The sequence below is a fragment of the Shewanella sp. K8 genome (assembly GCF_028823715.1).
Lineage (GTDB): Bacteria > Pseudomonadota > Gammaproteobacteria > Enterobacterales > Shewanellaceae > Shewanella > Shewanella algae.
In genome coordinates this window covers 1-26,459 of the sequence record NZ_JAPEHY010000047.1, presented here as the reverse complement: position 1 = coordinate 26,459, position 26,459 = coordinate 1, and the positions used below count along the sequence as shown (strand labels likewise).

Annotated in this window: 24 protein-coding genes; 14 read left to right on the top strand and 10 right to left on the bottom strand. The window is 52.3% G+C overall.

Annotated features, from left to right (window positions below; all coding sequences use genetic code 11):
- The coding region (locus ON072_RS19335; RefSeq protein WP_274626154.1) for an Eco47II family restriction endonuclease at window positions 1–276 on the bottom strand (276 nt) is incomplete at its 3' end.
- Between the two features lie 323 nt (window positions 277–599).
- Between ON072_RS19335 and ON072_RS19330 the strand changes: the two genes are divergently transcribed.
- Together ON072_RS19330 and ON072_RS19325 are read left to right on the top strand one after the other, a co-directional pair.
- Window positions 600–1,934 carry a hypothetical protein gene (locus ON072_RS19330; RefSeq protein ID WP_274626153.1) on the top strand — a complete coding sequence of 445 codons (1,335 nt, stop codon included), beginning with the start codon at window positions 600–602 and terminating at the stop codon, window positions 1,932–1,934.
- Between the two features lie 2 nt (window positions 1,935–1,936).
- Entirely contained in the window at window positions 1,937–2,746 is an 810-nt protein-coding gene (locus tag ON072_RS19325; protein ID WP_274626152.1) for a hypothetical protein, read from the top strand.
- Here ON072_RS19325 and ON072_RS19320 read toward each other — a convergent pair.
- The 3 genes from ON072_RS19320 to ON072_RS19310 all read right to left on the bottom strand — a co-directional run bounded on the left by ON072_RS19320 (window position 2,743) and on the right by ON072_RS19310 (window position 5,911).
- A complete protein-coding gene (locus ON072_RS19320) occupies window positions 2,743–3,156 on the bottom strand; it encodes a hypothetical protein (RefSeq protein ID WP_274626151.1) in 414 nt (137 codons plus the stop codon). The genes ON072_RS19325 and ON072_RS19320 overlap by 4 nt on opposite strands.
- A gap of 47 nt (window positions 3,157–3,203) precedes the next feature.
- Window positions 3,204–4,865: a DNA repair protein RecN gene (gene recN / locus ON072_RS19315; protein WP_144438442.1), complete on the bottom strand. Its 1,662-nt coding sequence runs from the start codon at window positions 4,863–4,865 to the stop codon at window positions 3,204–3,206.
- A gap of 92 nt (window positions 4,866–4,957) precedes the next feature.
- Window positions 4,958–5,911 (bottom strand): AEC family transporter, encoded by a 954-nt coding sequence (locus ON072_RS19310; protein ID WP_144438441.1) that lies wholly within the window; start codon window positions 5,909–5,911, stop codon window positions 4,958–4,960.
- Between the two features lie 224 nt (window positions 5,912–6,135).
- Here ON072_RS19310 and ON072_RS19305 point away from each other — a divergent pair, with 224 nt between their 5' ends.
- The gene (locus ON072_RS19305; protein ID WP_144438440.1) at window positions 6,136–7,038 is read left to right on the top strand and encodes a LysR family transcriptional regulator; all 903 of its coding nucleotides are present in this window, start codon (window positions 6,136–6,138) and stop codon (window positions 7,036–7,038) included.
- A gap of 47 nt (window positions 7,039–7,085) precedes the next feature.
- Here ON072_RS19305 and ON072_RS19300 read toward each other — a convergent pair whose 3' ends face one another.
- The 4 genes from ON072_RS19300 to ON072_RS19285 all read right to left on the bottom strand — a co-directional run bounded on the left by ON072_RS19300 (window position 7,086) and on the right by ON072_RS19285 (window position 11,924).
- Window positions 7,086–8,057 carry a PstS family phosphate ABC transporter substrate-binding protein gene (locus ON072_RS19300; RefSeq protein ID WP_028781002.1) on the bottom strand — a complete coding sequence of 324 codons (972 nt, stop codon included), beginning with the start codon at window positions 8,055–8,057 and terminating at the stop codon, window positions 7,086–7,088.
- A 362-nt stretch (window positions 8,058–8,419) separates the two neighbouring features.
- Window positions 8,420–9,721, bottom strand: a complete 1,302-nt coding sequence (phoR, locus tag ON072_RS19295; protein WP_107005299.1) for a phosphate regulon sensor histidine kinase PhoR — start codon at window positions 9,719–9,721, stop codon at window positions 8,420–8,422.
- A gap of 74 nt (window positions 9,722–9,795) precedes the next feature.
- Window positions 9,796–10,485, bottom strand: coding sequence for a phosphate regulon transcriptional regulator PhoB (gene phoB / locus ON072_RS19290; RefSeq protein ID WP_025011640.1), 690 nt, complete (start codon window positions 10,483–10,485; stop codon window positions 9,796–9,798).
- A gap of 506 nt (window positions 10,486–10,991) precedes the next feature.
- Window positions 10,992–11,924 (bottom strand): porin, encoded by a 933-nt coding sequence (locus tag ON072_RS19285; RefSeq protein ID WP_025889124.1) that lies wholly within the window; start codon window positions 11,922–11,924, stop codon window positions 10,992–10,994.
- Between the two features lie 292 nt (window positions 11,925–12,216).
- Between ON072_RS19285 and rdgC the strand changes: the two genes are divergently transcribed.
- On the top strand, window positions 12,217–13,128 hold the full coding sequence (gene rdgC / locus ON072_RS19280) for a recombination-associated protein RdgC (RefSeq protein WP_107005298.1): 912 nt from the start codon (window positions 12,217–12,219) through the stop codon (window positions 13,126–13,128).
- A gap of 50 nt (window positions 13,129–13,178) precedes the next feature.
- Here the strand turns inward: rdgC and ON072_RS19275 are convergent, their stop codons facing one another.
- Window positions 13,179–14,066, bottom strand: a complete 888-nt coding sequence (locus ON072_RS19275) for a LysR family transcriptional regulator (RefSeq protein ID WP_107005297.1) — start codon at window positions 14,064–14,066, stop codon at window positions 13,179–13,181.
- 94 nt (window positions 14,067–14,160) lie between these two features.
- Between ON072_RS19275 and ON072_RS19270 the strand changes: the two genes are divergently transcribed.
- On the top strand, window positions 14,161–15,348 hold the full coding sequence (locus tag ON072_RS19270; RefSeq protein WP_107005296.1) for an MFS transporter: 1,188 nt from the start codon (window positions 14,161–14,163) through the stop codon (window positions 15,346–15,348).
- Between the two features lie 60 nt (window positions 15,349–15,408).
- Here ON072_RS19270 and ON072_RS19265 read toward each other — a convergent pair whose 3' ends face one another.
- Window positions 15,409–17,223: a M61 family metallopeptidase gene (locus ON072_RS19265; protein ID WP_446741086.1), complete on the bottom strand. Its 1,815-nt coding sequence runs from the start codon at window positions 17,221–17,223 to the stop codon at window positions 15,409–15,411.
- A 128-nt stretch (window positions 17,224–17,351) separates the two neighbouring features.
- Between ON072_RS19265 and ON072_RS19260 the strand changes: the two genes are divergently transcribed.
- The 9 genes from ON072_RS19260 (at window position 17,352) to ON072_RS19220 (ending at window position 25,692) form a co-directional block, all read left to right on the top strand.
- Window positions 17,352–19,499, top strand: a complete 2,148-nt coding sequence (locus tag ON072_RS19260) for a tetratricopeptide repeat protein (RefSeq protein ID WP_274626149.1) — start codon at window positions 17,352–17,354, stop codon at window positions 19,497–19,499.
- Between the two features lie 160 nt (window positions 19,500–19,659).
- A complete protein-coding gene (locus ON072_RS19255; RefSeq protein WP_025889111.1) occupies window positions 19,660–21,216 on the top strand; it encodes a GGDEF domain-containing protein in 1,557 nt (518 codons plus the stop codon).
- 35 nt (window positions 21,217–21,251) lie between these two features.
- Window positions 21,252–22,607, top strand: coding sequence for a nucleotide 5'-monophosphate nucleosidase PpnN (gene ppnN, locus ON072_RS19250; protein ID WP_025011997.1), 1,356 nt, complete (start codon window positions 21,252–21,254; stop codon window positions 22,605–22,607).
- On the top strand, window positions 22,604–23,386 hold the full coding sequence (gene xni, locus ON072_RS19245) for a flap endonuclease Xni (RefSeq protein WP_071239254.1): 783 nt from the start codon (window positions 22,604–22,606) through the stop codon (window positions 23,384–23,386). The genes ppnN and xni overlap by 4 nt, the downstream gene beginning before the upstream one ends.
- 20 nt (window positions 23,387–23,406) lie before the next feature.
- The gene (locus tag ON072_RS19240) at window positions 23,407–23,823 is read left to right on the top strand and encodes a DUF3192 domain-containing protein (RefSeq protein WP_101059837.1); all 417 of its coding nucleotides are present in this window, start codon (window positions 23,407–23,409) and stop codon (window positions 23,821–23,823) included.
- A 113-nt stretch (window positions 23,824–23,936) separates the two neighbouring features.
- A complete protein-coding gene (locus ON072_RS19235) occupies window positions 23,937–24,476 on the top strand; it encodes a hypothetical protein (RefSeq protein WP_071239256.1) in 540 nt (179 codons plus the stop codon).
- A gap of 48 nt (window positions 24,477–24,524) precedes the next feature.
- Window positions 24,525–24,809, top strand: coding sequence for a hypothetical protein (locus tag ON072_RS19230; RefSeq protein ID WP_208137268.1), 285 nt, complete (start codon window positions 24,525–24,527; stop codon window positions 24,807–24,809).
- Window positions 24,810–24,815: 6 nt separating this feature from the next.
- Window positions 24,816–25,091, top strand: a complete 276-nt coding sequence (locus ON072_RS19225) for a hypothetical protein (protein WP_274626148.1) — start codon at window positions 24,816–24,818, stop codon at window positions 25,089–25,091.
- Between the two features lie 181 nt (window positions 25,092–25,272).
- Entirely contained in the window at window positions 25,273–25,692 is a 420-nt protein-coding gene (locus ON072_RS19220; protein WP_025889106.1) for a DUF3192 domain-containing protein, read from the top strand.
- Window positions 25,693–26,459 lie beyond the last annotated feature (767 nt).

The window sequence follows — 26,459 nt, the reverse complement described above, 5'->3', positions numbered from 1 at the left end:
AAGATCCTCCCACCCATTTACATGCCCAAGGATTTTTTGATGAAGGTTGCCGATACTGTTCGACAGTGTTTTTTGGTACTGACGCACAGTTTCAGCCTCTTTCCAGGTTGCATGATCAAATCCTGATATGGCCGCGTCAAACAGCGTTGTAAACGGATCAATAACATTCCGATGAAACTTCTTTTCTGCGTCTCGCTTACTTGCTAACCCATTTGTAAGCACTTCACTTACAAGAGAAATCAAGCGTTCATCTTCAATGTATTCTAAGTATGCCATTTAAAACTCCATTTAGATTTTGCTACTAGCAAAATCATAGTATTACAATACTCAACCAATCTAAAAAATAAAAATCACTATATTACAATAAGTTAAAAATTGAGTTTATAGATGATGTTCATTTTGTATTGGTTAACCCACAAAATCCATTGCCGTTAATGGACGAGATTGACCAAATAGAGTAAGCCTTTAACAAGTGAAGCAAAAGCAAAAATCGAATAACCCCAGACAATTACGAGAACTGTCTTACAGAAAAGTGGTACATTCTTCGGATAGCTTGCAAGTCAGGAAGGTTTTTTATCAAGGAGAGATAAATGCGAGTTGTGCACTACCGTGATGCTTATCAAAACGATATCCCTAGAATCATCCAACCAGAAAGGGCTCTTGGCTACATTCGGAGATCCCTATCCAGTCAACCAGGGTTCAACCAAACGGTCTTTGGTTTAGACAGCCTACTGAGTGATTGCGGCATTTCCTATGCCCCTAGCCAACATCAAATTGACAGTGCTTTAAGTCGCATCGCTTGGCGTTTGGAAAGCGGTGACTTTTTCCTGTTGGGTGACAGAGACGATGACTTCGGCAGCATACAGTTCTTTGGTGATATCAGCCCTTTTGTATCGACCACTTTCAGGGAACGTGTCAAGCGTTTGCCTCCCAGGCCTCAGTTCGGGCATGGCAACTATGCCAAAGCCCCAGCCCCCATTGTCGAGCCGGACATTACCTCGGTACCGGAAGCCCCAGCTGAGCTGAAAGAAACCGGGATAACCCAAGCCATTAATGCCATGATGGGCGGTGCTAAACAGGTCATTAATGATTACATTGACGAGCAACGCGCATCGCAAGCCGAGTGGCTAGCCGATAAAGGGATCATTCAAGCTAAAGATGAAGCGACAGGCCAAATCCTGACTCCGGAAGAATTAGGTGAACGCTATCGGGGTAATCCAACCCTGCCACTTGCGGATAATCAGTTGGCCGGAGCGGAAGCTGTACAATCGTTTGTCGGTTATGAAGCCGCACTATTGGTGCTTGAGGCTGCCACCAATCGCAAGAAGCTTGTCACTGACTTGGCCGAGTTCAAAGAAGAAGCCGGTAAAATCCTATCCCAAATCAACACCAAATCCCCCAATGCCCTGAGTGAAGCCCTGGGGCAATATGGTGCCGAGCAGGTATACAAGGACTTGGGACTAAAGCAAAATGAGGGCTTTATCCACCGTTATCACGGCTGCGACAATATGATGGATTGTAAAAAACGCGGCTTGGTTGAGATTGAGCACAAAGGTTACAACAGCGATAGTACCAGCCTCAGTCGCAATCAGTTTGGAGAATTACAAGGATCAAATAAAAAAAATCGACGCTGGGCGGCAAGGATGAAGAAAAAGGCTCCCAAAGTCGGTCAAGCATCCAACCGCAAGGGCGGTCCCTATCAGCAAAAAGAGCAGGCGCTGTGGCAGAGCATCCTTGACAAGGATGGTCAGAAAAACCACCTGGCAATCTTTACCAACACCGAAACCGGCCAGGTACGTTACTTTTGGCAGGATAAAGCAGGTAACCTGCTACCCCCAGAAGATGGGGCACTCCAAGAGTTCACCATCCCTGAGTTTGAGACGGTCAAGAGCACCTTTGCCGATGGATTAAAAGCATTGAAAGGAAACAAATAACCATGACAAAAAAAATTCCCCAACTCTCGGCAGAACAGCTTGCCAATGAACTAGAAATCGATTTGGAAACCATCGCCCGAAAAAAAGCCTTGGATGAAGCCGGGTTTTACAAGGATCATGAAAAAGAAAGTTATTACTGTGGTCGTAGTTTTGATCAAGCCTCAGTGGCTATTTCCTATGCATTGAATCAGAAATTTGATGAGGCCAAGGCCGCTTTCAAAAAAGCCGCCGAGTATCAGTTACGGCCACTGAAAATGGCTTTTGATCCTACTGACTCGGAGTTTATCGGCGAAAAGATATCTGAAGGAAGTCAAGCGATTGATGTCGTCAGTTGTTTCAACTGCGCCATGGCTGCCGGTGAGTTGGCGCTAGCCAAAGAAGCCTGCTTGCTGTACCCGGAAGGGCCGTTTCCCGGCAACCCCAAACCGGATACTGCGGATGATTTGGTGCATGCCCTAAAAGCCTGGTTTAACGGCGACCATGATAAAGCCAGTGTCCATTGCCAAAAACGTCTGGACGAATACACCGCCAAGCCCAGTAAAAAAATTACCTTCCGCAGCAATTACTTTACCTTGCACTTGGCACTGTGGGGGATCATTCACAAAGATGCGTTGAGCTTTGAAGATGGTATTAAACGCAACTTGGCCATTTGGCACCATGGCGCCCGTTACGGCGAAGAAAGCGGCACAACTCGCGGCCATTATGCCGAGTTTGCTGTGGCGCTGACAAACTTGGGGATCCACGCTGGAATGGAGCAGCCGGTTGTCGATCCCTTCATCCCACAGGGATTGGTGTGGGTGAAACCCAATTAAGGTTCACGCACACTCAGTAATCCCAGCTTGGCCAGCTCGGGGTCGCTGTTGATGAACTCCACAATATCACGCGCCAGCGGCAGCACCTCGTTGCTCTGATAGACATCATTGGTTTTGAGCGGGTCACCAAGCCCTGCCGCGCCCTGGGGAATAATCCCCGCCATCCCGGCCGGAAAGCGGTTGGCCGTCAACACATCCTGGGCACTGATATTCTTGGCGCTGGCAAACTGATCTTTGGAAGAAAAGTCGCCGATGGGGATCACCTGGATCCCCTTCTCTTTGCCATCCGGAATATTGATAAACATATTGCGAAAGTTACCCGCCCCCTTACTGCGAGCCAGGGCGCTTTCTATCGCCTTCTTGTCCGGATCACTGAGTTTCGGATCTGACGCATACAACAGGTAGCCCATGTGGAGCCGTTCTTGGATTAACTGACTTAGGCTTAACTGCCTTGAGCTTAACTACTCAGCAGCTCACGGGCGTTGGCCAGGGTATTGCTGGTGATGGTATCGCCGCCAAGCAACCGAGCCAGCTCCTGTACCCGCTGCTCTTTATCCAGTGCCACCATAGAGGTTTCAGTACCACTGCCCTTGGCATGTTTGGCAACAAACATATGCTGATGGCCGTTACCTGCCACCTGCGGCAGATGAGTCACACACAATACCTGGGTCGATTCTCCCAGGGTGCGTAACATGCGGCCCACCACGGCAGCCGTTGGTCCGGAAATCCCCACGTCCACCTCGTCAAAAATCAGTGTCGGGGTGGCAACCTTACGGGCGGTTATTACCTGAATACCCAGGCCGATACGGGAAAGCTCACCCCCAGAGGCCACCTTGGCCAGACTTTGCAGTGGCTGCCCCGGGTTGGTAGTCACCAGAAACTCCACCCTGTCACTGCCGTTGACCGACATCTGCTCAGGGCTGAACTCCACCGCTATACTGAACTTGCCCTTGGGCATATTGAGTTCATGGATGGAAGCCGTGACCAACTTGTCCAACTCTTTGGCATAGCGGCTGCGGCTCTGACTGAGTTTTTGCGCCTGGGTCAGGTAATTCTGTTTGCTGGCTTCCAATTGCTGCTCTATCTCTTCGAGCTTCTGCTCATCTGAGTCGAGGCTACCCAGTTCGGTCAGCAACTGCTGATGGTGTTGATACAACTCTGAGGGCATCACCTGATGCTTGCGCGCCAATTGCATCGCCTTGGAAAGTCGCCCCTCCAGCATGGCAAAGTGTTCGGGGTCCAACTCGAGCTTGTCCAGATAGCGCTGTAGTTCGCTGCTGCTTTCCTGCACCTGGATCAGGGCATCGTTGAGCATGCCGCCAACATTGGCCAGCTCAGAATCGACACTCTCCAGCTCGGTACAGATATGCACGGCCCGGTTCAGCAATGACTCTATGTTGGCCTCTTCGCCCTCACTGAGCAGCATCAAGGCCAACTGACAGGACTCGATCAGCGCCGTGCTGTTGGCCAGGCGCTTGTGCTCTTGCTCTATTTCGGCAAACTCATGCTCCCCGAGAGCAAAGTCGTTGAGTTCTTCCACCTGATAACTGAGTAACTGCTTGCGGGCAATTCTCTCCTGCTGCGACAGCACCAGTTGCCGCAGTTCCTGTTCGATTTGGCGATAACGCTGATAGGCACTGCTGACACCATCGAGCAACAGCTTATGATTGGCATAGCTGTCCAGCAGGTAAAGTTGCTGCTCTGTCTTGAGCATGGCGTGATGGGCATGCTGGCCGTGGATCCCCACCAGCAATGGCCCCAATGCCTTGAGCTGAGTCAACGGCACAGGGTTACCATTGATATAGGCGCGGGAGCGGCCATCGCTGCCAATGGTGCGCCGGAGAATACATTCATCTTCGAGTTCGAGATCATTATCTTCCAGCCAACGCTTGGCCAGAGGGACATCCGCCAGAGAGAAACGGGCACTGACTTCCGTCTTGCTGGCACCGGGACGCACGCTGGCGGCATCGGCCCGGTTGCCGAGACAAAGCCCCAGGGCATCGATGGCAATGGATTTACCCGCCCCGGTCTCGCCGGTAATACTGGTCATTCCCGGACGGAAGTCCAGCTCCAGAAAACGCACTATGGCAAAGTTATTGATGCTGAGTTGGCAAAGCATAATGAATTCCCAAAACACTGTATTGATAAACAGTATATACTGATTTTTTATACAGTAAATATCTGTCGATTAATTATTCCCTGTGTTCTTCCCTAGACGGCCCATGCCGCTATCAAAGGCAAACTGATAAAGGTGATCAGCGTGCCCACTAATATCCCCTGAGCACTGACCCCGGCCTTGGTGTCATAACGCTGCGCCAGTAAGTATACACTCGCTGCCGTAGGCAGGGCCGCAAGAATAACCCCCATCTGCAGATTGGTGCCGCTGATCCCCATGGCTTTCAAGAATAAATAAGCCAGCAGAGGTTGCAGTAACAGCTTGCAGGCGTTGATGCCAAAGAGCTCAGCCAACTGCCAAAGCCCAGGTAAGCGGGTGGCGCCGCGAACCCGGGTCGCCTTGGCCAACACCATACCTATGGCAAACAGGGCGCAGGGACTGGAGGTGGCGCCTATCTGACTTATCATCATCTCTATCCCATCCGGCAGAGCCATACCGGACGCCGAGACGGCAACGCCCAGGGCGCTGCCGATAACAATCGGGTTTTTCGCCAGCGCTTCAACAATAATCAACAAGGGATGCGCCTTATTTTCTGTATCTCTGGCAAGCTCCAGCGACACCAGTGCCACGGCAAACATCACCACAGACAGCAGGCTGGCAATGGCCGCCGCGGCCAGCGCCAGCTGGTTTCCCGGGTAGACTATCATCATCATGGGGATACCGATAAAGGCGGTATTGCCAAAGGTGGCATTCAAGGCGCGAATTGCCCCTACCCCTTGACCCGCCCTGAAACAGCCGGAAATTAGCAACACCAGCAGGTAGGTCAGCATCATTGCCAAGCTGAAACCGAAGATGAAATGCCACTGGAAGATCTCCTCGAAAGAGGTTCTTGCCAGCACTATCATCATAATGGCCGGAAAAGCTATGTAGTAAACATATTGATTGAGGGCGGCGTCCGTACCATCCGGCAGGATTTTGCTTTTCTGTACCAGTGAACCTGCGAGCATAATGCCAAACACAGAGATCAGCGGAGTGATGATTCCAGTCATACTTCTTCCATTTTGCTGACTTTGGCTGTCGTACTCCCGCCGAGGATCTGCGAAAATGGCGGGGAATTCTGTATCTTGCCTGCCCTTATCAGTACAGCTAAGTTAAGTTCGGCAGAGATTGCCGACAAGTTACCACAGCCGTTTTCTGCCAGCCATTGCGCTATGGTCGTAGACATCGGCAGACAAGCGTTTTAAACATATCCTTGGCACATTGAGGAACAGCAATGAGTGACAATCAGGCTCCCGAACTGCAACTGCTCTACTTGTTTGTACATCTGGTCAATGCCGGTAGTTTCTCCCAGGCCGCCAAAGTACTGAATATGCCGGTGGCCACCGTCAGCCGCAAACTAGCCAAGCTGGAATCTGTGCTGGATAAACAACTGCTGATGCGCACCACCCGCAAACTGAGGTTGACCGAAGAGGGACTGGAGTTGTTCCAACGCTATCAGCAACTGATAGCCCAGTTTGATGCCCTGGCCAGCGGCCCCTGCGCCGACAAGCCCGAAGGCACCTTGAGAATTGCCGCCCCCATCTCGATTATCTCTATGATATTCATCGAGACACTGAACGAATTTTGCGAGTGCTATCCGGATATCAAACTGCATATCGCCCAAAGCAATGAGGTGGTGGATCTCATCGACAAAGGCATAGATGTTGCCATAGTCGGCGGCACCCAACCGGATTCCTCCTGGGTCTCCTGCTCTCTCGGGGTATTGGATTATCGCCTGGTGGCTTCCCCCGGGTATCTTCGAAAGGCGCCGGTATTCAATCATCCGCAGCAGCTCAATCAACATAAGGTGATCAAGGTCTGGCCTCTGTTCAACTGGTCGCTGCGCCATCCCGATGGCGATGCCTTCTATTATGACGGCCCGGCCAACCTGACCCTGACGGATCTCCACGGTGCCATCCGCGCAACCTTGAATGACGGCGGGATTCTTTATGGCCCAGAGCTCTTTTGCAAACAGGAGTTGAAAGACGGCCGGCTGCAGGTATTGCTGCCGGAGTGGAAAGGAGAAAAACGGCGTATCTCCCTGCTCTATCATCAACGCAGCCAGCAACCACTCAAGGTGAAGCTCTTTATCGAGTTCATGCAGCAGCGGGCCCCGGCACTGTTTTCTATGGACTGAAACGCAAAAAAGCCCGCGATGCGGGCTTTTCTTCGAAGGGGTATGTCTTACAGACGGATACCAGCCTTCTCCAGGTCTTTGGCAATCACACTTCTTGGCAGTGCAACATAACCGTCTTTCTCAACAACCTGCTGCCCCTGCTTGGACAGGACATAGCGGACAAACTCGCGCTGCATGGGTGACAGCTCTTTGTTTGGGTGCTTGTTGATGTAAACGTAGAGGTAGCGTGACAGTGGGTAAGTACCGCTGGCAGCATTGTCTGGTGTTGCAGCGATATAGTCAGTGCCCTTCTTGGACAGAGCCACGGCTTTAACACCGGCAGTCTTGTAACCTATGCCTGAGTAACCGATAGCGTTCAGCGACTGAGATACAGACTGAACCACTGAGGCGCTGCCTGGCTGCTCGTTCACGTTGGCTTTGAAGTCACCCTTACACAGCGCTTTCTTCTTGAAGTAACCGTAAGTACCGGATACTGAGTTACGGCCGTACAGCTGAATGTCTTTGGCAGACCAGCTTCCGTCCAGACCGGCATCACCCCAGCGAGTGATATCGCTGCCACCACACTTGTGGGTAGAGGAGAAGATAGCATCAACCTGCTCTATGCTCAGGCCCTTGATTGGGTTGTCCTTGTGAACAAAGACCGCCAGGGCATCGATGGCTACACGAATCGCAGTAGGCTTGTAACCATAGTGCTTTTCAAACGCTTCTTCTTCGTTTGGCTTCATCTTGCGGCTCATTGGGCCGAACTGAGAAGTCCCTTCGGTCAGGGCTGGAGGCGCAGTTGAAGAACCGGCAGCCTGGATCTGGATGTTGACGTTAGGGTACATCTGTTTGAATTCTTCCGCCCACAGAGTCATCATGTTGGCCAGAGTGTCAGAGCCGACGGAAGACAAGTTACCGGAAACACCACTTGTTTTCTCGTAGGTTGGCAGTGACTGATCGATAGCAGCCATAGAGGCTGCAGAGAATACACCAGCGGCCGTAAGGGTTACCGCGCCGACAAGCTGTTTCAATTTCATTATTTGCTCCAGTTTTTACCGAACTTGGTTTCTAAAACGCAGCCAGTATCAATTGCCACAATGACAAGTCTATGACTTAAAAATGACAGTTGCATGACAAGCCAAAATAAATACGCTGTAACTGGGTATCGAAAATAACGGACTGAAAATAACGGCCAGCCACGCCTTGAAGCCATTTCGGCATAAAGGACTCTCGATTGACAATGTCGCCCCAACAGTTTCCTATAGCCTTTGCTTAATCATGACCGTGAGATTGCCATTTGCCACAGGCTTAAGGAAGAGTGCACAAAGCCTACCTCTTCGCGCTAGACAGCAAAAAGGAGCCAAAAGGCTCCTTAATAGGGTTAATGCAGTCAAACGCGTCAGGAAGCTTGCTGCTCCAGCAGATGCTGCGGGATCACAAAGCTGAAGGTACTGCCCTTGCCAAGCTCACTGGCCACCTTGAGTTCGCTGTGGTGATGACTGAGGGCGTGTTTCACTATTGCCAGCCCCAGACCACTGCCACCGGTTTGCCGCGAGCGGGCACTGTCGACCCGATAGAAGCGTTCGGTCAGGCGACTGATATGCTGCGGTGCAATCCCTTCACCACTGTCTTTAACACTGAACATGGCGCCGGTTGCCACCCGTTGCCAGCGCACCTCAATACTGCCGCCCGGCTCTGTGTAGCGTATGGCGTTGGACAATAGATTGGAGCAGGCACTGCGCAGCTGCAACTCATTGCCATGGGTATTGAGCCCTGGTTCGGCATAGAAGCTCAGTTGGTAGCGACCACGGGAGAGCGCTTCACCCTCCTCTTTTAAGGTGGTCATCAACTGCTGCATATCCACTGTGTGTTCCAGGTTGATATCGGCGGCATCTTCAATCCGCGACAAAGCCAACAGCTGCTCCACCATGGACTGCATCCTGCCTGTCTGCTGCTGCATCAGCTCCAGCGCCTTGACATTGGGGGAGTCGGGTTCGGCCATGCTCTGCATCATCTCAAGATACCCCTGCAGCACAGTGAGCGGCGTCTTCAGCTCATGGGAGACATTGGCAACAAACTCCTTGCGCATCCCCTCGAGTTGCCTAACCCGGGTGATATCCCGGGCAATCAGCAACAGCTGCCTGTCGCCGTAAGCCATTAAACGCACTTCCAGCAGACGTTTATCCGAAACCGGGGACGGCAGCTCCAGCGGATCCTTGTAATGACCCTTTTTCAAATAGGCCGAAAAGTCGGGATGCCGGATAAGGTTATCTATTCGCTGACCATTATCCTGCGGCCAGACAAAGCCAAGCAGCAGCTGCGCCAACTTGTTACACCAGAGAATATTGTGCTCTGAATCGAGTACCACGGCCGCATCGGGAAGCGCTTCGGCCCCCTGGCGAAACCTTCCTAACAGCCCGGCCAACTGACTCACTCGCTTGCGGTTTTTACCCTGCAGGCGATAGATGCCGTTGAACACCCCTTCCCAACTGCCACTGCCCTGCGGCGGCGTTAAGCGGCGATCGCGCCACAACCAGTAATTGAGCCGGATAAGCTGGCGATAGTGCCAACCCAATAATAGAAAAGCGCCCAGACACAGTACCAAGAGCAACTGACCAAGCAGCAACCCAAGCAGCAAACAAGCCGCCAGGTACAGCATCAAACGGGAAAACAGCCGATAACCCGAATAGGAATCAAACATAGAAAATGCCCAGGCAAAAGGCCGATGGCTGCACAAGATAACGCAAAACCCGGCCAATGCCCATTGTTACCCCGCTAGATACGGGTAGAGAAGCGGTAACCTGCGCCGCGAACCGTTTGGATCAGTTTATCGTGCCCGGACAGCTCCACGGCTTTCCTTAAGCGACGAATATGCACGTCCACGGTTCTGTCTTCGACATAGACATTGGTGCCCCAGACATTGTCCAGCAGCTGCTCACGGCTGTAGACCCGTTCCGGGTGAGTCATAAAGAAGTGCAGCAAACGAAACTCGGTCGGCCCCATCTCCAGCACAGAATCCCCCACTGTGACCCTGTGGCTGACAGGATCCAGGGTCAGGCCCTGCACGTCTATGGTTTCTTCCAGCCGGGTTGGCGCGGCGCGTCTGAGAACCGCCTTGATGCGTGCCACCAGCTCCTTGGGGGAAAACGGCTTGGTAATATAGTCATCGGCGCCCACTTCCAGGCCTTTGACCTTGTCCTCTTCCTCGCCGCGGGCGGTGAGCATGATAATAGGGATCTGGCGGGTAAATTCATCTTGCTTCAATCGCTTGGCAAACTGAATACCGCTGCCACCGGGAAACATCCAGTCCAGCAGAATAAGATCCGGATAAGGTTCCTTGAGCAGTGCCAGCGCAGAGTCAAAGTCCTCGGCGGCACTGGTGGTGTACCCGTGTTGTTCCATAACAAAAGTCAGCATCTCACGGATAGCCAACTCATCTTCTACTATTAAAATCCTTGCAGTCATAACGGTTTCTGTCAGTGAATTTCCACGTGGCCATTATTGGACAGTTTTATTACAAAATTATGAAAAGGGCCGACTCTGACACCTTTAACGCCGCTATTTTGTCACAATTTTCCCGATTAAACACTTGAAACTGGAATGAAAAGCTTACCAAAGAGCCGTTATTGACCGCCATGAGCAACAATCTCACTGCAGCTGAATTTAGATTACAAGTCTACAACAAACAATAAGTTAGCCTTAACTTAACCAAGTACTGCCGCGGCTCCCTGTTAGGCCGGGCACGAATTATCTTTCAGGGATACGGCACTGACACAATTTCCAGACTACTGTTTTCACACTGCAGGAACACGTCCAAGAGCCGTTCGGCTGAGTTGGCTGGATTCATCCGCAAAGGCCGGAGGCAAAAGCCAACAGCAGCGCGACAAAGAGCTACCTCCATACGCCTCCTGCCTACAAACAGTGCAAACAAAAAGGAGGCCCAAGGCCTCCTTCGCTGCAGCTGTGGTCGTTTAGAACTTGTGTTCCAAACCAACACCTATGTACTTGTCATCATCGTCCATATCTTCCATGGAGCGATTGGTGTAGAAGGCAAACAGCTTGGTAGGCTTACCCAGCTTGTAGTCGGCACCGATAGACCAGGAATCACCCTTGTCTTCCATGTCCTGCCACTGACCTTTGAGGGTCACTGCGTCAATCTTGTAAGCCGCACTCAGCAGGTAACCGTTCTTGCTGTCACCGTCTACTGACTTTTCTTCCTGCTGGTACATACCGCCCAGGATGAAGTTGGCCAGCTTGGCCTGTACTGTGGCGCGCAGAACATCGTAGCCCTTAACTTCAGAGTCGTAGGCAACAGAGGCGAATACTGCGCTCTTTTTCAGATCCTTGTCACCGTACATGGCGGCAACAGAGAAACCATCTTCACCGTCTTGTGACTTGGCGGCTTCGGCAGCGTAAGTGGCACCGACTTTAAAACCACCGAATGAAGGCGACAGGTAAGTCACTGTTTGCTCGATACGGTTTTCACCCTTGAACAGGCTCTTGAGGTCGCCTGACAAGTCGTTGAACTGGTCCACTTTACCTTGAGACACTTTCAGCATGGTGTCGTTACGACCCACAGAGATGGCACCGAAGTTACCTTTCAAACCAACAAACTGGTTACGGGCCAGGAAGTTGTCTTTGGCATCATCGCCTGTGTCTACTTCGTATTCCACTGTATAGAATGCTGCCAGGTTGTTACCCAGATCGAATTCGCCCTTCACGCCAAAACGAGAGGCATTGCTCTGAACCGTGGTTTCAGAATCGTCAGCACCGGCCTCGTCGTTGGACTGAACAGTAACATTCAGCTTGCCGTAAACGGTCAGCGGCTCGGCTGCGTGGGCAGAGGCCAGAGAGACTGAAGCGATAGCTGAAGCGAGTAGTGTTTTGCAAAATGCGTTCATCATTAATTCCTTTCGACGTTCTCTTCGTCTTGGTTATTGGTTTGGAACGAGCGAAAGTGTGCAACGAGTCTGTTGCAGTTTTATTTCATCTTTTAACCTGTTGGCTTCATTGGCATCAAAGACCTGCCCTGCCACCGGTAAAAGCCCATCACCACGGGGCCTCGCGGCAAGCAAAGGGCTATATGACATTTTGGTTAAATCTGCCCAGAGCGAAAAAATCTGTGCTAGCAGGGCGGGTTTACCTAGAGGAATTCATGCCTTACACTGCGGCTTTATTTTTCAAAGAGCGCCTGTCATGTGGTTTAAAAATCTCACCGTATATCGTTTCAACAAACCATTTTCCACCGATATAGAGGCACTGGAGACGGCCCTTGAGGGCTTCACCTTCTCTCCCTGCTCCAGTCAGGACATCAGCAAGTTCGGTTTTTCCAAGGCTTTGGGCAAACTGGGGCACACCCTGGTTCACAGCGCCAACAACCGCCACCTTATCTGTGCCACCAAAGAGGAGAAGCTGCTGCCTTCTCAGGTCATCAAAGAAGCGCTGGAAGAAAAGGTGTCGCTGCTGGAAGAGGAAGAAAACCGCAAGCTGACCAAGAAAGAGAAAGATGCGCTCAAGGATGAAATCACCACCACTTTGTTGCCAAGAGCCTTCTCCCGTCGCAGCCAAATCAAGGCACTGTTGCTGCTGGATGAGCAACTGATCCTGGTAGACAGCTCCAGCGCCGCCAAGGCCGAAGAACTGCTGGCCTTGCTGCGTAAGGCGCTCGGCAGCCTGCCTGTGGTACCAATGAGCACCAAGACACCGATTGAAGTGCAAATGACCGAATGGCTCAAGCAAGGCAATGCCCCTGCCCCCTTCACCATTCAGGATGAAGCCGAGCTCAAGTCTGCCGCCGATGATGGCGCAACCGTGCGCTTCAAGCAGCAGGATCTGGGCGAAGAGGAAGTACTGGCTCACCTGGAAACTGGCAAGCAGGTGCATAAACTGGCACTGCACTTCGGTCAGTCCATCGCCTTTGTGCTGCAATCCGATGCCGGACTGCGTCGCCTCAAGTTCTCGGAAGAGTTCCGCGCCGCCACCGATGATGTTGCCGGTGAGGATCCGCTGGCCAAACTGGACGCCGACTTTGAGCTGATGAGCAGCGAAGTGGTTGCGCTGATGCTGGCACTGGTCGACGCCTTGGGCGGCGTTGAAGACAGCCTGTAATCGCTATCTCCAAGTAAAAAGGCGCCTGATGGCGCCTTTTCTGTCTCCAGCTAACCGCCCCACTGGTCGAGCAGTGCCTGCCGCAACACTTCGAGTTTGGCAGAGTGCTGCCTTGAGGGTTGATAAACCAGAAAAAGAGGATGAGGACGAGGTGCATAGGTTGGGAGGATTTCCTGCAATTTGCCTTGCTGCAGTGCATCATCAACAAAATAGCGCATCAGTTGTACCACTCCCGTGTCCAGGCAGGCCGCTTCCAGCAAAGGGTCACCGTGATCGAGTATCAGGTTGCCGTCAAAATCATACTCCTGTTGACTGCCACCTTCACTGAAACGCCAACTGACAGGTTTACCGCTCAGCGGACTTCGCACCCGCAAACAGTTATGCTGCCTCAGCGCGGCGGGCGTATCGGGTGTACCGTGAGAGGCAAGATACCCGGGCGAAGCCAAGGTCGCCCATTCAAGTGCCTTCAGCGGTCTGGCAATCAGGCGTGAGTCCTTGATTTCACCCGTGCGGATGACGGCATCGAATCCTTCATCAACCAGATCCACCAACCTGTCGGTCAGTTCCATCTCTATCTTGAGCTCAGGGTAACGGGCCAACAGACCTGACACTATGGGTAATACCACGACTCGACCAAAGGCCGATGGGGCACTGATCTTCAGCAATCCCTTGGGCAGACAAAGATTCTCCTGCAGCGAAATCCTGGCTTCTTCTAACCCGGAAACCAGTGGCGCGCAGCGGGCGAGAAACAGTTGTCCATCTGGGGTGAGGCTCAGGCTACGGGTATTTCTGTGCAGTAGTCTGACTCCCAGTTGTTGCTCCAGGCGACTAACAGCCCGGGACAGTCCCGACTGAGTCAGTCCCAACTGCACCGCGGCTTCGGTAAAGCTCAGACATTCCGCCACCTTGATAAATTGACGCACCGCATTAAGATCCATGACTTTATTCATTTCTAAAAGGAATTTATGAAATTTATCAAACTTAAATCATAAGTAATACTGCAACCACCTTAAATCTTTCAGCTAAAAAATCATGTCAAAGTCACTGCCTTTTTCTATCTATCTGCTGGCACTGGGTATATTCAGCCTTATCAGCTGCGAGCTGCAGGTGCTCGGAATGATGCCACAGTTGTCCGCCTCACTTTCCCTGTCGGTTTCCGAAGTGGGTTATCTGGTCTCCTTCTACGCCGGCGCCATGGCGCTGGCCGGTCCCGTGTTAACCCTCTGCCTATCCGGCCGGCCGCCGAAACAGGCCTTGCTCATTCTCTACAGTCTGTTTTTACTGGCCCAAGGGGTTGCGATTATGGCGCAGGACTATTGGCTGCTTGTGGTCACCCGGATCATCATAGGCGCAGCCGCAGGCGCTTTCTTTGGGATCACGGTCGGCCGAGTCGGCGAGCTGGTATCCGAAGCGCAAAAAATGCGCGCCATCGCAGTGCTCTTGGCCGGGATCATGCTCGGCACTATATTGGGCCTGCCTATGGCCAGCCTCAGTGCCGAGTATTTTGGTTGGCGCACTGGGTTCTTTCTGGTCTGGCTCTGCGGCTTAATGGCCGCACTGCTCAGTGTTCGCTTCTTGCCTTCACTGCCTTCCCAGCCGCCACTGCCACTCAAGGAGGAACTCAAGGCTTTTGCCAGCGCCAGACTCTGGGCCATCTATGCCACCAGTTTCTGTATTATCGGTACCACTTATGCTGCGTTCAGCTATTTTGTCCCCATTCTGTCCGAGCTGGCGGGTTTCAGTAGTCAGACTATCACCCTGTTACTCTTTGGTTATGGCTTGAGTATGTTGCTGGGCAATCATTTGGTGTCCCGCTTCTGTGGCCGCAACGACTTAACACTCCAGGCGCTGGGATTGCTGCTGCAGGCATTATTCCTGTTGCTGCTGGCCCAAGGCAGTGAGTACCCACTATTGGCAGCGGTGGCGGTACTGGGAATAGGTTTCAGCGGTGTCAGCATGAACCCCGCCATGGTGAGCCGTCTGATGCAGCTTCCCCAGGGCAGCCGGGCACTGGTTAATACTGTGCATACTTCGGTTATCACCCTGGGTGTCATGGGAGGCAGTTTTATCAGCGGCTATGCGCTCGCCCGGGGAGCCAACCTCTATGCCCCCATCTGGATTGCCATGCTGATTGCGCTACTGGGATTACTGAGCCTAGGTCTGCCTCGGCTTCTGTCAGCAAGTTCCCGAGCAGAAGTCCCCTGCGCTGAGATAAAATAAGCGCCATAAAAAAACACCGGCGCAAGTGAAGATGCGCCGGCGTTTTCGGGACAATCAGACTCAGGACTTATAGTTACCCTGAGCGTCAAACGGCCAGTCTATGCCGAGCCAGGCCTTGAAGAAGGCTTTCTGGGCGCGGCTCACTCTTTCCTTAGGCTTAATTTGCAGCTTGCCGGATTGCTCTGAAGCCAGAGTCACACGCCGCTCTATGAGCTTATCGTCGTGGAACAGGGTCACAGTCAACTCATCACCCGCGTTAAAGTCGGCCAAACGTTTGGCGTAACCTTCGGCGCTGACTTTCAAGCCATTGATAGCCAGCAACTGATCGCCGGCGACTATGCCCGCCTGCCAAGCCGGACCACCGCGCTCAACACTTTGCAACACCAAAGAGCCGGAAATGAGTGTCATACCGGCAAAGGCCTGCTCCTTACTGTCTTGGCCGTAGGCGGTCTTAAGCCCTGCCTGACTCAGCAGTTTGTCAAAGTCCAGCACCAAGGGGGCATTGACATGGCTCTGCCACCAAGACTCATAGTCCTTGCCGGATAAGTTTTTCAAAATACGTTTCACATCCGTGACATTGTATCCCTTGGGGACCTTATGCTCACGATAGAGACTCCGGTGCACATCCCGGTAGGACACCTCTTTATCTGTGTCCTGCAGCAGTGAAAAGTCCAGTGCCAGCGAAGTCAGATAACCTTCGGAATAGATGTTCACACTGTGGTTGATGGCGTAATCGCCGCCTGTGCTGACCCACTGACCGGCACTGGCCTCGGCCACCGACTGAATTTCCCGCCCCGGTTTATGCTGATTGGCATTGACCCGCTTGGCCAGGTCCTCCATAAACTCTTTCGGCGTCATGATCCCGGCACGCAGCAACAACTGGTTTTGAAAATAACTGGTAGAGCCTTCCGCCATCCATAAAAGCTCGGTCATATTCTCCTGCTGATAGTCGTAGGGCACCAGTCCCTCAGGGCGATAGGCCTTGACGTTCCAGGTATGAATAAACTCATGGGAAGCCGTGCTGATAAAACGCAGGTAATCCTGGCGCTCACGGAAGTTGAATCTCGGCAGCTGGATAATGGTTGAGTTCAAATGCTCGGTGGCGCCGCGGGCCCCCGAGGTGGCGTGCACCATATAAACATAACGCTCAAAGGGATAGTCATCCCAAATGGCCGCCGCCGTACCGGATAACTTACCGAGATCGGCTTCTATCTGCTCCAAATCATAGTTACCCTCACCCCAGACCACCAGCTCATATTGTTTGCCATCGGCCTTGAAGGCGCGGTGCTGACTGAGCCCGGTTTCAATTGGCGAGTCGACCAATACATCATAGTTGGCAGCCACAAACGAATGGGGCTTATCCGCCGCTGCCATTCCTGAGTAACTGCGCCAGTCGGCCGGCACATCCAGTGTTACCTTAAGCGGCTCTTGGCGAAACTCTGGGCTGTACATGAATACGCCGCTGGCATCCAGAAACGCATGGCTGGCATCAATATGCCTGACTCTTTGCCCCAATTCGTTGGCATAGAGTTGATAGCTGACGGTGACCGCTGTTGGCTTGGACAAAACCACTGTCCATTCACCGCTGGCACTGCGCTTCCAAGGCAGGCTGTTGCCCTGCTCGTCCGTGGCATGAAAGCGGCGAACCCCGTCCGCCAGCGGCAATACCCGATACTTGCCGGTACGCCAAACCGGCAGATTGACCTTGAGCTGTTGCCCTGAATGTTGCGGGAAAGTGACCTTGACCTGAGCCAGATGATGTTCCGGGCTTTTAAGATCTATCTGATAATCGACGTCAGCCCAGGCTGAAGATGCCATGCCCAGTGTTGTCAGTAGGGAAGAGTAAGATATGATTGACAAAACAGCGGATTTCACTCGTAATTCCTTCTTATGTCATTGTTGTTATAAAATCGGCCGAGTATAACAATTCGGGGCGGTCACCTCACCCGTTGCTAATAAAAGCTAACAATTAAGTCCCCGCAGAATGGGACAGAGGCAAATATATGTACTTTTTCAGGGTTATGTTCATCGCATCCATGCTGCTTGTGGGTCTGGCGCACGCCGACGAACTGGATGATATAGAGATAAGTTTCAGGGAGCAGCCCAGGCAGCTCCACAGCACTGTGGTCAGTTCTCTGCCCGAGTCGTTGCAATATCCTTCGCTTGAACAGTTTCAGTCCAGCGCATTGGAAGTGGGTTTTGCCCCGGATCAGCTGATGGACAAACTCATTCTGCTGGCTCGGCTGGATCTGGATGCCCAAGTGCTGGTTCCCGGGCGGCTGGAGCAGGCACAAGATATCATTGAGCAGTTGAAGATCATCGCCCGCAGCGACTATGAAAAAGCTGCCCTCTATAATCTTGAAGGCCGTTATCTCGGCCGGGTCGACCAACAGTATGAACAAACCGTCGCCCTCAACCAGCAGGCGCTCGAGCAGTTGGGCGATGCCCAGGACAAACGCAGCCAACTGCTCAGGTATGTTATCTACGAAGATCTGGGTACAGTTAACCTGATAGCCAAACAGACTATTCCGTCTCTGAACGCCTACAACCTGCTCAGAGATACCGCCTACCGGCTGCGCAATGACTACCTGATAGCCAATGCCGAAGCGGCTTTGGGCAAGTATTACAATATCAACGGCCAGCGCACCAAGTCGCTGCAGCACTATACCGAGGCCTTCCGTTTGGCCAGCCGTTACAACCATCCCAATCAAAAGGCACTGCTGCAGCTTAACCTGGCCAAGCTGTACCGGGACATGGAACAGTGGGATGAAGCGCTGGAATACGCCCACGGCGCCGCCGACGCTTATAAAGCCATGGGTTCCGGCTCTTTCCTGTCCCATACCATGACGGTTATCGCCATGGTGTATGGCAACACAGGCGAGTGGAACAAGGCGATTGACTACTACCTCAATGCCCAGCAGATAGATGCCGAGCTGAAGAACTTCATCGCTCAGGGGCTTAACTTCCACAATCTGGGTGAGGCTTATTTCCATTTGAACGACTATCAGGTCGCGCTCGACTACCTGTTCCAGGCCAACGAAATATTCAAGGACAGAAAGAGCAACCACTACCTGGTTTATAACGAAATGCTGATAGCCGAGGTGGGCCAGGCCATGGAGGATTGGCCTTTGACCATGCAGCACGCCATAGAAGCCTTGCGACTGGCCAAGTTGCTGGAATTGCCGGATGAGCAGATAGAAGCCCTTGGCTACCAAACCGCGGCCTACAAGGCGCAGGGTAAGTTTCAGCAGGCACTGGCAAGCCAGGAGGAAAGCATCCAACTGCAACAGGCCATGTTGGAAAAAGAGCAGCAAACCACCTCGGACGTTAATTCATCCGCCGTCACAGAGCAGAAGCTGAAACTGGAAGTGGGCCAACTCAGGCAAGATCAACTGCAAAGACAAGACGCGCTGCATACCCGTAATATTCTGCTGGCAATCAGCCTGGGGCTCTGCCTGCTGTTGCTGGCATTGGCGATGCAGCAGTATAGATTGCGCAAACAAATGGCGAAAAAGAACCAGGCTCAAAAGGCGAAAATGCAACTGGAGCCCATGAGCGGCCTGCCCGGCTATCGTGCCTTGCTTGGCAGTATTTCAAGTAAAACCAAAGGCCTGGCGCTATTGTCTCTGGAGCAGGAATTCAACTCTGACTTCACCTTGGGCAACAGCCTCGCGGCGCCGAGACTGGTGCAGCAAGCCGAGGAGATTGCCGCCCTCACCGGCGCCAAGGTATTCCTGCTCAGACCCGGCCTATTTGCCCTGACCCTTGCCGAAGACACGGGCCCAGCCAAACTTTACCACCGGCTCAGTGCCTGGCAATTCCAGGGGCAGATGCTCAAACCGGCGCTGGGTTATATTCCGCTGCCGCTCCTGGGTAACCCGGATATCAAGCTGTCGGTGGAAGTCCTGTTTGAAACGGCGCAATTGGCCCTTGCTGGTGCCATCAGCCTGAAAAACAGCCAAGGCAGTTATGTCGGTTTCAGTACTTTGGACTTCACCCCGGCCGCCATTTTCTCGGCCCCGCTCTATCTGCAATTGCAAAAGAGTATTATCCGCGGCCTGATAAGAGTGGAGACCAATGGTGAGAAAGATAAGATCTGCTGGCCGGAGTCACAACAGCAGTCCAGAGCCGAACCTGTGTCAATAATTTGATCTGAACGACAAAACTTTGTCACAACAACTGGATGGCAGATTTGCACTCCTGCCGGATTGCGATACCATTTAGAAGTGTCTGGAACTGGAGTCGTGGGGTTTTCGAGCCACTCATGACCCGACTATAGATTCGATCGCGCATCGAAGGAAAATTACAGGAATGAAGGACTCAAACGCAACGGTGTCGCAACTAGGTGTACTCAAGCAGAAATTGCATTCCACCAAAGCCGCGTTGGATGAAATGAATGAGGACAGAAATGCCAAGCTGCAGGCGTTGCTGCAGTTTATTGGTCACCTCAGTCTGGCCTGTAAGGGGCAAAACCTGGAGCTGGACAATAAACTGGCCAAGCTCAGACATAACCTGGGAACCTACGAGCGTATCGATGATGTGTTGCCGGATCTGGTCGAGGTAGAGCGCCTGCTCAAGGGGCAATACCACCATGTGATGGGTCAACTGGAAGAAGGCCGCTCCAGCCTGAGCAAGTTCAGCCGCCAACTGCAACGAGTCGACTCCATGCCTGAGCGCCTCAAAAAAGAGGTCAGCTATTTCAAGCAGGAGCTGGGCAAACCTTTCCATACCGTCTGGGATTATATTCCCAAGGTCGAGCAACTGGTGGGGTTTTACGAACAACTGCTGGACAACCAGTTTGAATCTGAGTCCCCCATCGCGGTACTACCCAAGCACAGACAACTGGGTCACGAGCTGGCGCAGATGATTTCCAACATAGAGTTTCGCAAAGATCAGCGTGACCAGGTGTTGGTAATCAAAGAGCAGCTGGCCTCGGCCGAGATAGATATCGATGCCCTGCTGGAGGCCTATCAAACCATACTCTCTCTGCTTTTGGATAACATAGCCCGCGAAAAAACCGCCTCACAGGAGTTTCTGTTTGCCCTCAACGACGCCCTGAGCGCCGTGCGTGAAGTGGTCAGCGACTCTTATAACCAATCCCAGCGCAGCCATCAGCTCAAGAGCCAACTGAATCGTGAACTCAACGCCCAGGTAGACAATGTCGGCGAGTCATTGGTGGATATTGAGGATATTACCGAGCTCAAGCAGCAGATCAGCGAGCAACTGGCCGCCATTCGCGCCAGCCTGGCCCGCAAGGAAGCGCTGGAGCAAAGAGAGCAAGCCTTGCTGCGCAAGTCGATGGAAACCATGCGTAAAGAGCTGAGCGACCTCTCCAGTGAAGCCACCACCTATAAGGAAAGGTTGTTCGAGCAGCAGAAGCTCAATATGCTCGATACCCTCACCCAGCTGCCCAACCGCGCGGCCATGGAGGAGCGGATGGAGCAGGAATACCGCCACTTCCAGCGCAACAAACAGCCACTGTGGCTGGCGGTAGCCGACATAGATCACTTCAAGTCCATCAACGACAGCTTTGGCCATACCACAGGTGACAAGACACTGCAGGTTATCGCCATGGCGTTGAAGAACTCCCTGCGTGACACTGAGTTTGTTGCCCGTTATGGCGGTGAGGAGTTTGTTCTCATCATTCCGGATGTTTCACCCAAGGATATAGAACAACTATTGAACAGAGTGCGCGAAAAAATTAAAAATATTCCTTTTAAATTTAAAAATCAGCGTATTACAGTTACAGTATCCATAGGGGCCGCGCAGATATTGGATGGCGAACACATCCAGGAAACTTTCGAACGCGCCGATGCGGCCCTCTACAAAGCCAAACATGAAAGCCGTGACAGAGTCATTATAGATTGACAGCAATGACTCCTGTTTCAGCTCAAGGAGTCGTCATGATAGTCAGGATCAGTCCCCGCGGCAGTATGGATCAACTGTCGCAACTGGAGGCAGACCGCCTCAAACAGAGTGCCAAGAGTGACCTTTACCAACTCTACCGTAACTGCTCGTTAGCCGTATTGGCCTCGGGGCAGCAAACTGACAACGCCAAGGAACTGTTTGACCAATTCCATGACTTTGAAATCAACGTGCTGCGCCGTGAGCGTGGCATCAAGCTGGAGCTGGTTAACCCGCCGGCCAGCGCCTTTGTCGATGAGCAGATCATAGTCGGCATTCAGGAGCACCTGTTTGCCGTGCTCAGGGACATCATCTATGTCAGCAACAAGTACGATGGCCTGAAACACATCAACCTCACCAACGCCAGCCATATCACCAACGTGGTGTTCGACATTCTGAGAAACGCCAGAGCCATTACCCCGATGCAGGATCCCAATGTGGTAGTCTGCTGGGGCGGCCACTCGATAAACGACACCGAGTACAAATACACCAAAGAGGTGGGCTACCAGTTGGGGCTGAGAATGCTGGATATCTGTACCGGCTGCGGTCCGGGAGCCATGAAAGGGCCAATGAAGGGCGCCGCAATCGGCCACGCCAAGCAGCGTATTCATAACGCCCGTTACATAGGCCTGACCGAGCCGAGCATTATCGCCGCCGAGCCACCCAACCAGATAGTCAATGAACTGGTGATTCTGCCGGACATCGAAAAACGCCTGGAGGCCTTTGTGCGCCTGGGGCACGGTATCGTCATCTTCCCCGGCGGCGCCGGCACCGCTGAAGAGCTGCTCTACCTGCTTGGCATTTTGCTCAACCGCGAAAATGCCGATATTCCTTTCCCGCTGGTGCTCTCCGGCCCCAAGGAAAGCGAAGCCTACTTCCGCGAAATCGATGCCTTTATCGGCGCGACGTTGGGCGAGCAGGCGCAGCAGAAATACCAAATCATCATAGACGACGCCCCCCAGGTGGCGCGCATCATGCGTGCCGGTATGGAAGAGGTTAAACGTCACCGCAAGCAAACCGGTGATGCCTACCAATACCAATGGAGCCTCAAGATAGAGCCGGAATTCCAGCTACCCTTTGTGCCCACTCATGAAGTGATGGAAAACCTTAACCTGCACTTCCAGAGCAATAAGGCTGAGCTGGCGGCCAACTTGCGCAAGGCGTTTTCCGGCATAGTGGCGGGCAACGTCAAGGCGGAAACCATGAAAAACATCGAGCGTCATGGTCCATTCAAGCTCAAGGGCGATCCCGAGCTGATGGCCTTAATGGATAAACTGTTGGGCGCCTTTGTCAGCCAACAAAGAATGAAGTTACCGGGTACCGCCTATGTGCCCTGTTATCAAATAATGAAATGAACCGACTGCTGATTATTGATGGTATGAATCTGGTGCGCCGCCTGCATGCGGCGCAGCCGGATGAAGCCGACATGCAAGGGCTGACCGAGCGCAGCCGCAATGCCTGCCAGAAGCTTATTCGCCAGCACAGCCCCACCCATGTGGCTATTGTCTGGGACGGCGATGAAGAGTCCTGGCGCAAACGCCTGTATCCGGATTACAAGAAAGGCCGCAAGCCCATGCCCCAGGCATTGGCCGATGGCCTGCCGGCGCTGAAACAGGCGCTGGCAGAAGCGGGGATTGGCTCCATCAATGCACTATCGGAAGCCGATGATGTTATCGCCACCCTGGCAAGCAAGTTGTGCCTGCGCGGTGGCGAGGCGATTATCGTCTCCACCGACAAGGGCTTTTGCCAGCTGAGATTACCGCGTTTGCTGCTGTGGGATCACTTCAATGGCGCCGCCATGGATATTGCCGCACTGGAGCAAAAACTCGGCATAGAACAGAGCCAGCTGCTGGACTTTATGGCCCTCAGCGGCGACAGCGGCAACAAGATCCCCGGCATCCAGGGAATAGGTCCCAAGACGGCCGGCGAACTGCTCAGAAGCTTTCGCACCCTGGCCAATGTCTACAATGCGCTCGATACTTTGGGAGCCAAGCAAGCCAAAAAGTTAACCGAAGGCAAGGAGATGGCCCGCCTCAGTTATCGGTTGGCAAAACTGCGCACGGATCTCGAACTCAATATTCGTTTGAACCAGTATAGAGTCAAAGAAAACCAAGGCTCCAAGAGCTCAACTTAAGCAATAAAATGGAAAACTGTATGAAAGGTAAGGCCCCTGTAGTTATCGGCAGCATCTTTATCGCCTATCTGGTCTTTGTTGCCGTGGTCATCCTCTTCTATGAACCTAAACCGGAAGATATGAGCTGGGAAGACAGGCAAGCCTATAACCAGTCTAAAGTCACTGAGTTACTGCTGGGGCAAACGCTGGAACAAACCATTGAAACCCTGGGTAGAGCCGATTTCAGCGAAGCCATGCAAACCCATGGCCAGTCGCTGCAGGTGCTCTTCTACCGCACCCAGCATGTAAAATCCGACGGCAAGACCACCAAAGACGAATGTACCCCTCTGCTGTTTGCCGATGGCCGGCTCCAGGCCTGGGGGGAAGACACTTATCAGCAGTATCTGCAGCAACATATACAGCCCCAGCAGACAACACCCAAACAGACACAGGAATAGCGAAACGAGCTCACACATAGGCTTGGTAGCCTTATCGGCTGCTCGTTATTTTTAAAATCTTTTCCAACTGACCAGCTCATTCCCGGCAAAGCAGTTTAAAGGAGTAAACAAGTATGAATGACTACCTGATTTTCCACCGCCGCCAATTCTATCTGGAGCGGAACTGGCTGATAAAAGCCAACACGCCCCAACGCCCGGTGGAATATGGGCCGGATCTGGTGGTGGATTTTGCCCAGTGCCCTCGTCTGTTCTTCGCTGAACCTTTCGCCGACATACTCTCGTCAATGGAGCCTTTCGGGGTTGAGCGTATTAAAAACCCCTACAAGCCGGATGAAGATATGTATGCCGAGATAGACATAGGCACAGTAGACGAACTGGATTTCATTGATGAAGTGCTCTATGCCTATTTTCATGTCTTCAATCGCTATGATGTGCTCGATATCGACCACACCATCTGGAACTCTGAATCGCCCGCCATCGACGCGATACGAACCCCGGTGCTGGATCCGGCCAAATTGGCAGCCATTCCGCTTGAGCAGCGATTATTGTTCAAACTTGACCAAGACCCCTCCTTCCTGCTGGTACACAACAGCGTAATGGACAAGCTGACCGCGGCCAATTTGAAAGATGTCTGGGTGCGCTGGAGCGAATAACGCCAAGGAAGAAACCGGGGGACATGATTCATATCAACAACGAGTATTTTGTCCTGTATTGTGGCAGCGGTGATATGCCATCCCCCTTATACCGTCTGCAGTAGAGAGCATTATCTTATTTACCGGGGGCCTACCTCGTCGCGCGAGCCCATCTATGCCGAATCGCCGGCCGATGAGGAGGGAAATATTCCCCTGATTGACGCCATGGATCTCGACGGTATGCCTATGGTAACGAATGCCATAAAACGAGAGCTCGACTATCTTGACATCTACCGGCTGCAGCTGTTGCCTGTCTGCTACTGCCCTGCCGATGAGAGCGAACACCTCTATTGAGCCGTAATGCTCGACAACAGCCTCGCAGTCTATGACTTTGACAACAGCCAATCTATCCGCCGGCAAGCGGACGACTCGGTTTCCGCCATCAATATTCGCCTGGATGCCGACAAACTGCTGGCCATCCCTTTTACCAAACGACGGATGTTCGAAGTCAAAGGCATGAGATCTATCTACATAGTACATGAGTCCGTGGCTGAGAGACTCATAGCACTCAATGCCAGCGGGTTACATCTGGTGCCGCTGCTGGAATGGGACATGGGCTTTGGCTTCACCATCTAAACCAGGTGTTCTGTGACCTTTGCCCGGCCTGGCAGCCGGGCAATAATCGCGCACAGACAAAACATATTACAAACATACTGTTTACATTGGAGCTATCGCGAGTATCTTATATCACTCAATACAGAGTGAGCCGTCTTGCTCTGGAGTGAACCCAGGTTGAGCAATAAAACGGAATAACAGCATGAAAAGTAAGGCACCCGTAGTTATCGGCAGCATCTTTATCGCCTATCTGGCCTTTGTTGCCGTGGTCATTCTCTTCTACGAGCCCAAACCGGAAGACATGAGCTGGGAAGACAGGCAAGCCTATAACCAGTCTATGGTTTCCGAGCTGCAACTGGGGCAAACACTGGCAGAAGTCACCCAAACCCTGGGCAAAGCCGACTTCAGCGAAGCCAAGCAAACCCATGGTCATTCGCTGCAGGTTCTCTTTTACCGCACCCATCACAGTAAATCAGACGGCAAGACCACCAAAGATGAATGCACCCCACTGCTATTCGAAGATGGGCAACTGCTGGCCTGGGGCGAAGACACTTACCAGCAATATCTGCAGCAACATTCGCCGCAGCAAGTGTTATCCAAGGCCCCCGCTCAACCCGAATAACGGCAGAAAAACCGCAGTTTAAGGAAAGGAAAACCAAGGGTAGAATCAACCTGTTCTAGCTGCCCTTCTGCCCAGCAAAAAATGTTCAAATTCATAATTCATTCCCGAAGAGTTTGCCACCTTGCGTACGCCGCACCTTTTTATCCGGGATTGATGATTATTCAGGCAATAGCTACGAACACAGTCAAGACTGGGTTGAATCGCATCGATTGAAACTGGCAGTAGCATTCGCCATTGTTCTGTGCCCCTTTGCGGTCATGTCCACTCACTGCATTTAGTGCTCAAGGTTAACCACTGAATGGGCGCTGGAGCAGGTTGTACAGCGCTGTACGCCGACTTTACAGCACTCCCCTGCTATCCCGGCATTTTCTCCGCTGTGAAACACTTTCTGATATTGAATATCTCAGTTTTCAGCAAACTACAGTTAATATTGGATGTCTTTGTTTCTTGTTTTAGTTAATATTGGGTGTCTTTTGCTTCTTTTTTCTTTCAAGCCAGCACGAAAAGACGAATTACCCAATTCCAGCAGAATTATGCGTGTCAACCTTCTGTCGGTGAACATTTACCAAAGAAAGGGCTGTTTAAGTCAAGACTGTGGTCCCGATAAGAGCATTGTTCAAGATGCTGGTCAGGCAAAAGAGACTTTTGTAAGCAGCAAATGTTTATGATTGATGAAATTTTGAGGACAAAATGATGGAAGTTGCATATATTATGACCTTTCCCCCGAATTTAAGACCATAACATTGATGAGATTTCCAATACACTAG

Coding starts and splice junctions, on each gene's coding strand:
- ON072_RS19225 (WP_274626148.1), top strand. CDS start 24,816: ATGCTCGACAACAGCCTCGCAGTCTATGACTTTGACAACAGCCAATCT.
- recN (WP_144438442.1), bottom strand. CDS start 4,865: ATGCTTTGCCAACTCAGCATCAATAACTTTGCCATAGTGCGTTTTCTG.
- ON072_RS19310 (WP_144438441.1), bottom strand. CDS start 5,911: ATGACTGGAATCATCACTCCGCTGATCTCTGTGTTTGGCATTATGCTC.
- ON072_RS19320 (WP_274626151.1), bottom strand. CDS start 3,156: ATGGGCTACCTGTTGTATGCGTCAGATCCGAAACTCAGTGATCCGGAC.
- ON072_RS19260 (WP_274626149.1), top strand. CDS start 17,352: ATGTACTTTTTCAGGGTTATGTTCATCGCATCCATGCTGCTTGTGGGT.
- ON072_RS19300 (WP_028781002.1), bottom strand. CDS start 8,057: ATGAAATTGAAACAGCTTGTCGGCGCGGTAACCCTTACGGCCGCTGGT.
- ON072_RS19275 (WP_107005297.1), bottom strand. CDS start 14,066: ATGGATCTTAATGCGGTGCGTCAATTTATCAAGGTGGCGGAATGTCTG.
- ON072_RS19285 (WP_025889124.1), bottom strand. CDS start 11,924: ATGATGAACGCATTTTGCAAAACACTACTCGCTTCAGCTATCGCTTCA.
- ON072_RS19240 (WP_101059837.1), top strand. CDS start 23,407: ATGAAAGGTAAGGCCCCTGTAGTTATCGGCAGCATCTTTATCGCCTAT.
- ppnN (WP_025011997.1), top strand. CDS start 21,252: ATGATAGTCAGGATCAGTCCCCGCGGCAGTATGGATCAACTGTCGCAA.
- phoB (WP_025011640.1), bottom strand. CDS start 10,485: ATGACTGCAAGGATTTTAATAGTAGAAGATGAGTTGGCTATCCGTGAG.
- ON072_RS19220 (WP_025889106.1), top strand. CDS start 25,273: ATGAAAAGTAAGGCACCCGTAGTTATCGGCAGCATCTTTATCGCCTAT.
- phoR (WP_107005299.1), bottom strand. CDS start 9,721: ATGTTTGATTCCTATTCGGGTTATCGGCTGTTTTCCCGTTTGATGCTG.
- ON072_RS19255 (WP_025889111.1), top strand. CDS start 19,660: ATGAAGGACTCAAACGCAACGGTGTCGCAACTAGGTGTACTCAAGCAG.
- ON072_RS19305 (WP_144438440.1), top strand. CDS start 6,136: ATGAGTGACAATCAGGCTCCCGAACTGCAACTGCTCTACTTGTTTGTA.
- xni (WP_071239254.1), top strand. CDS start 22,604: ATGAACCGACTGCTGATTATTGATGGTATGAATCTGGTGCGCCGCCTG.
- ON072_RS19270 (WP_107005296.1), top strand. CDS start 14,161: ATGTCAAAGTCACTGCCTTTTTCTATCTATCTGCTGGCACTGGGTATA.
- ON072_RS19325 (WP_274626152.1), top strand. CDS start 1,937: ATGACAAAAAAAATTCCCCAACTCTCGGCAGAACAGCTTGCCAATGAA.
- rdgC (WP_107005298.1), top strand. CDS start 12,217: ATGTGGTTTAAAAATCTCACCGTATATCGTTTCAACAAACCATTTTCC.
- ON072_RS19235 (WP_071239256.1), top strand. CDS start 23,937: ATGAATGACTACCTGATTTTCCACCGCCGCCAATTCTATCTGGAGCGG.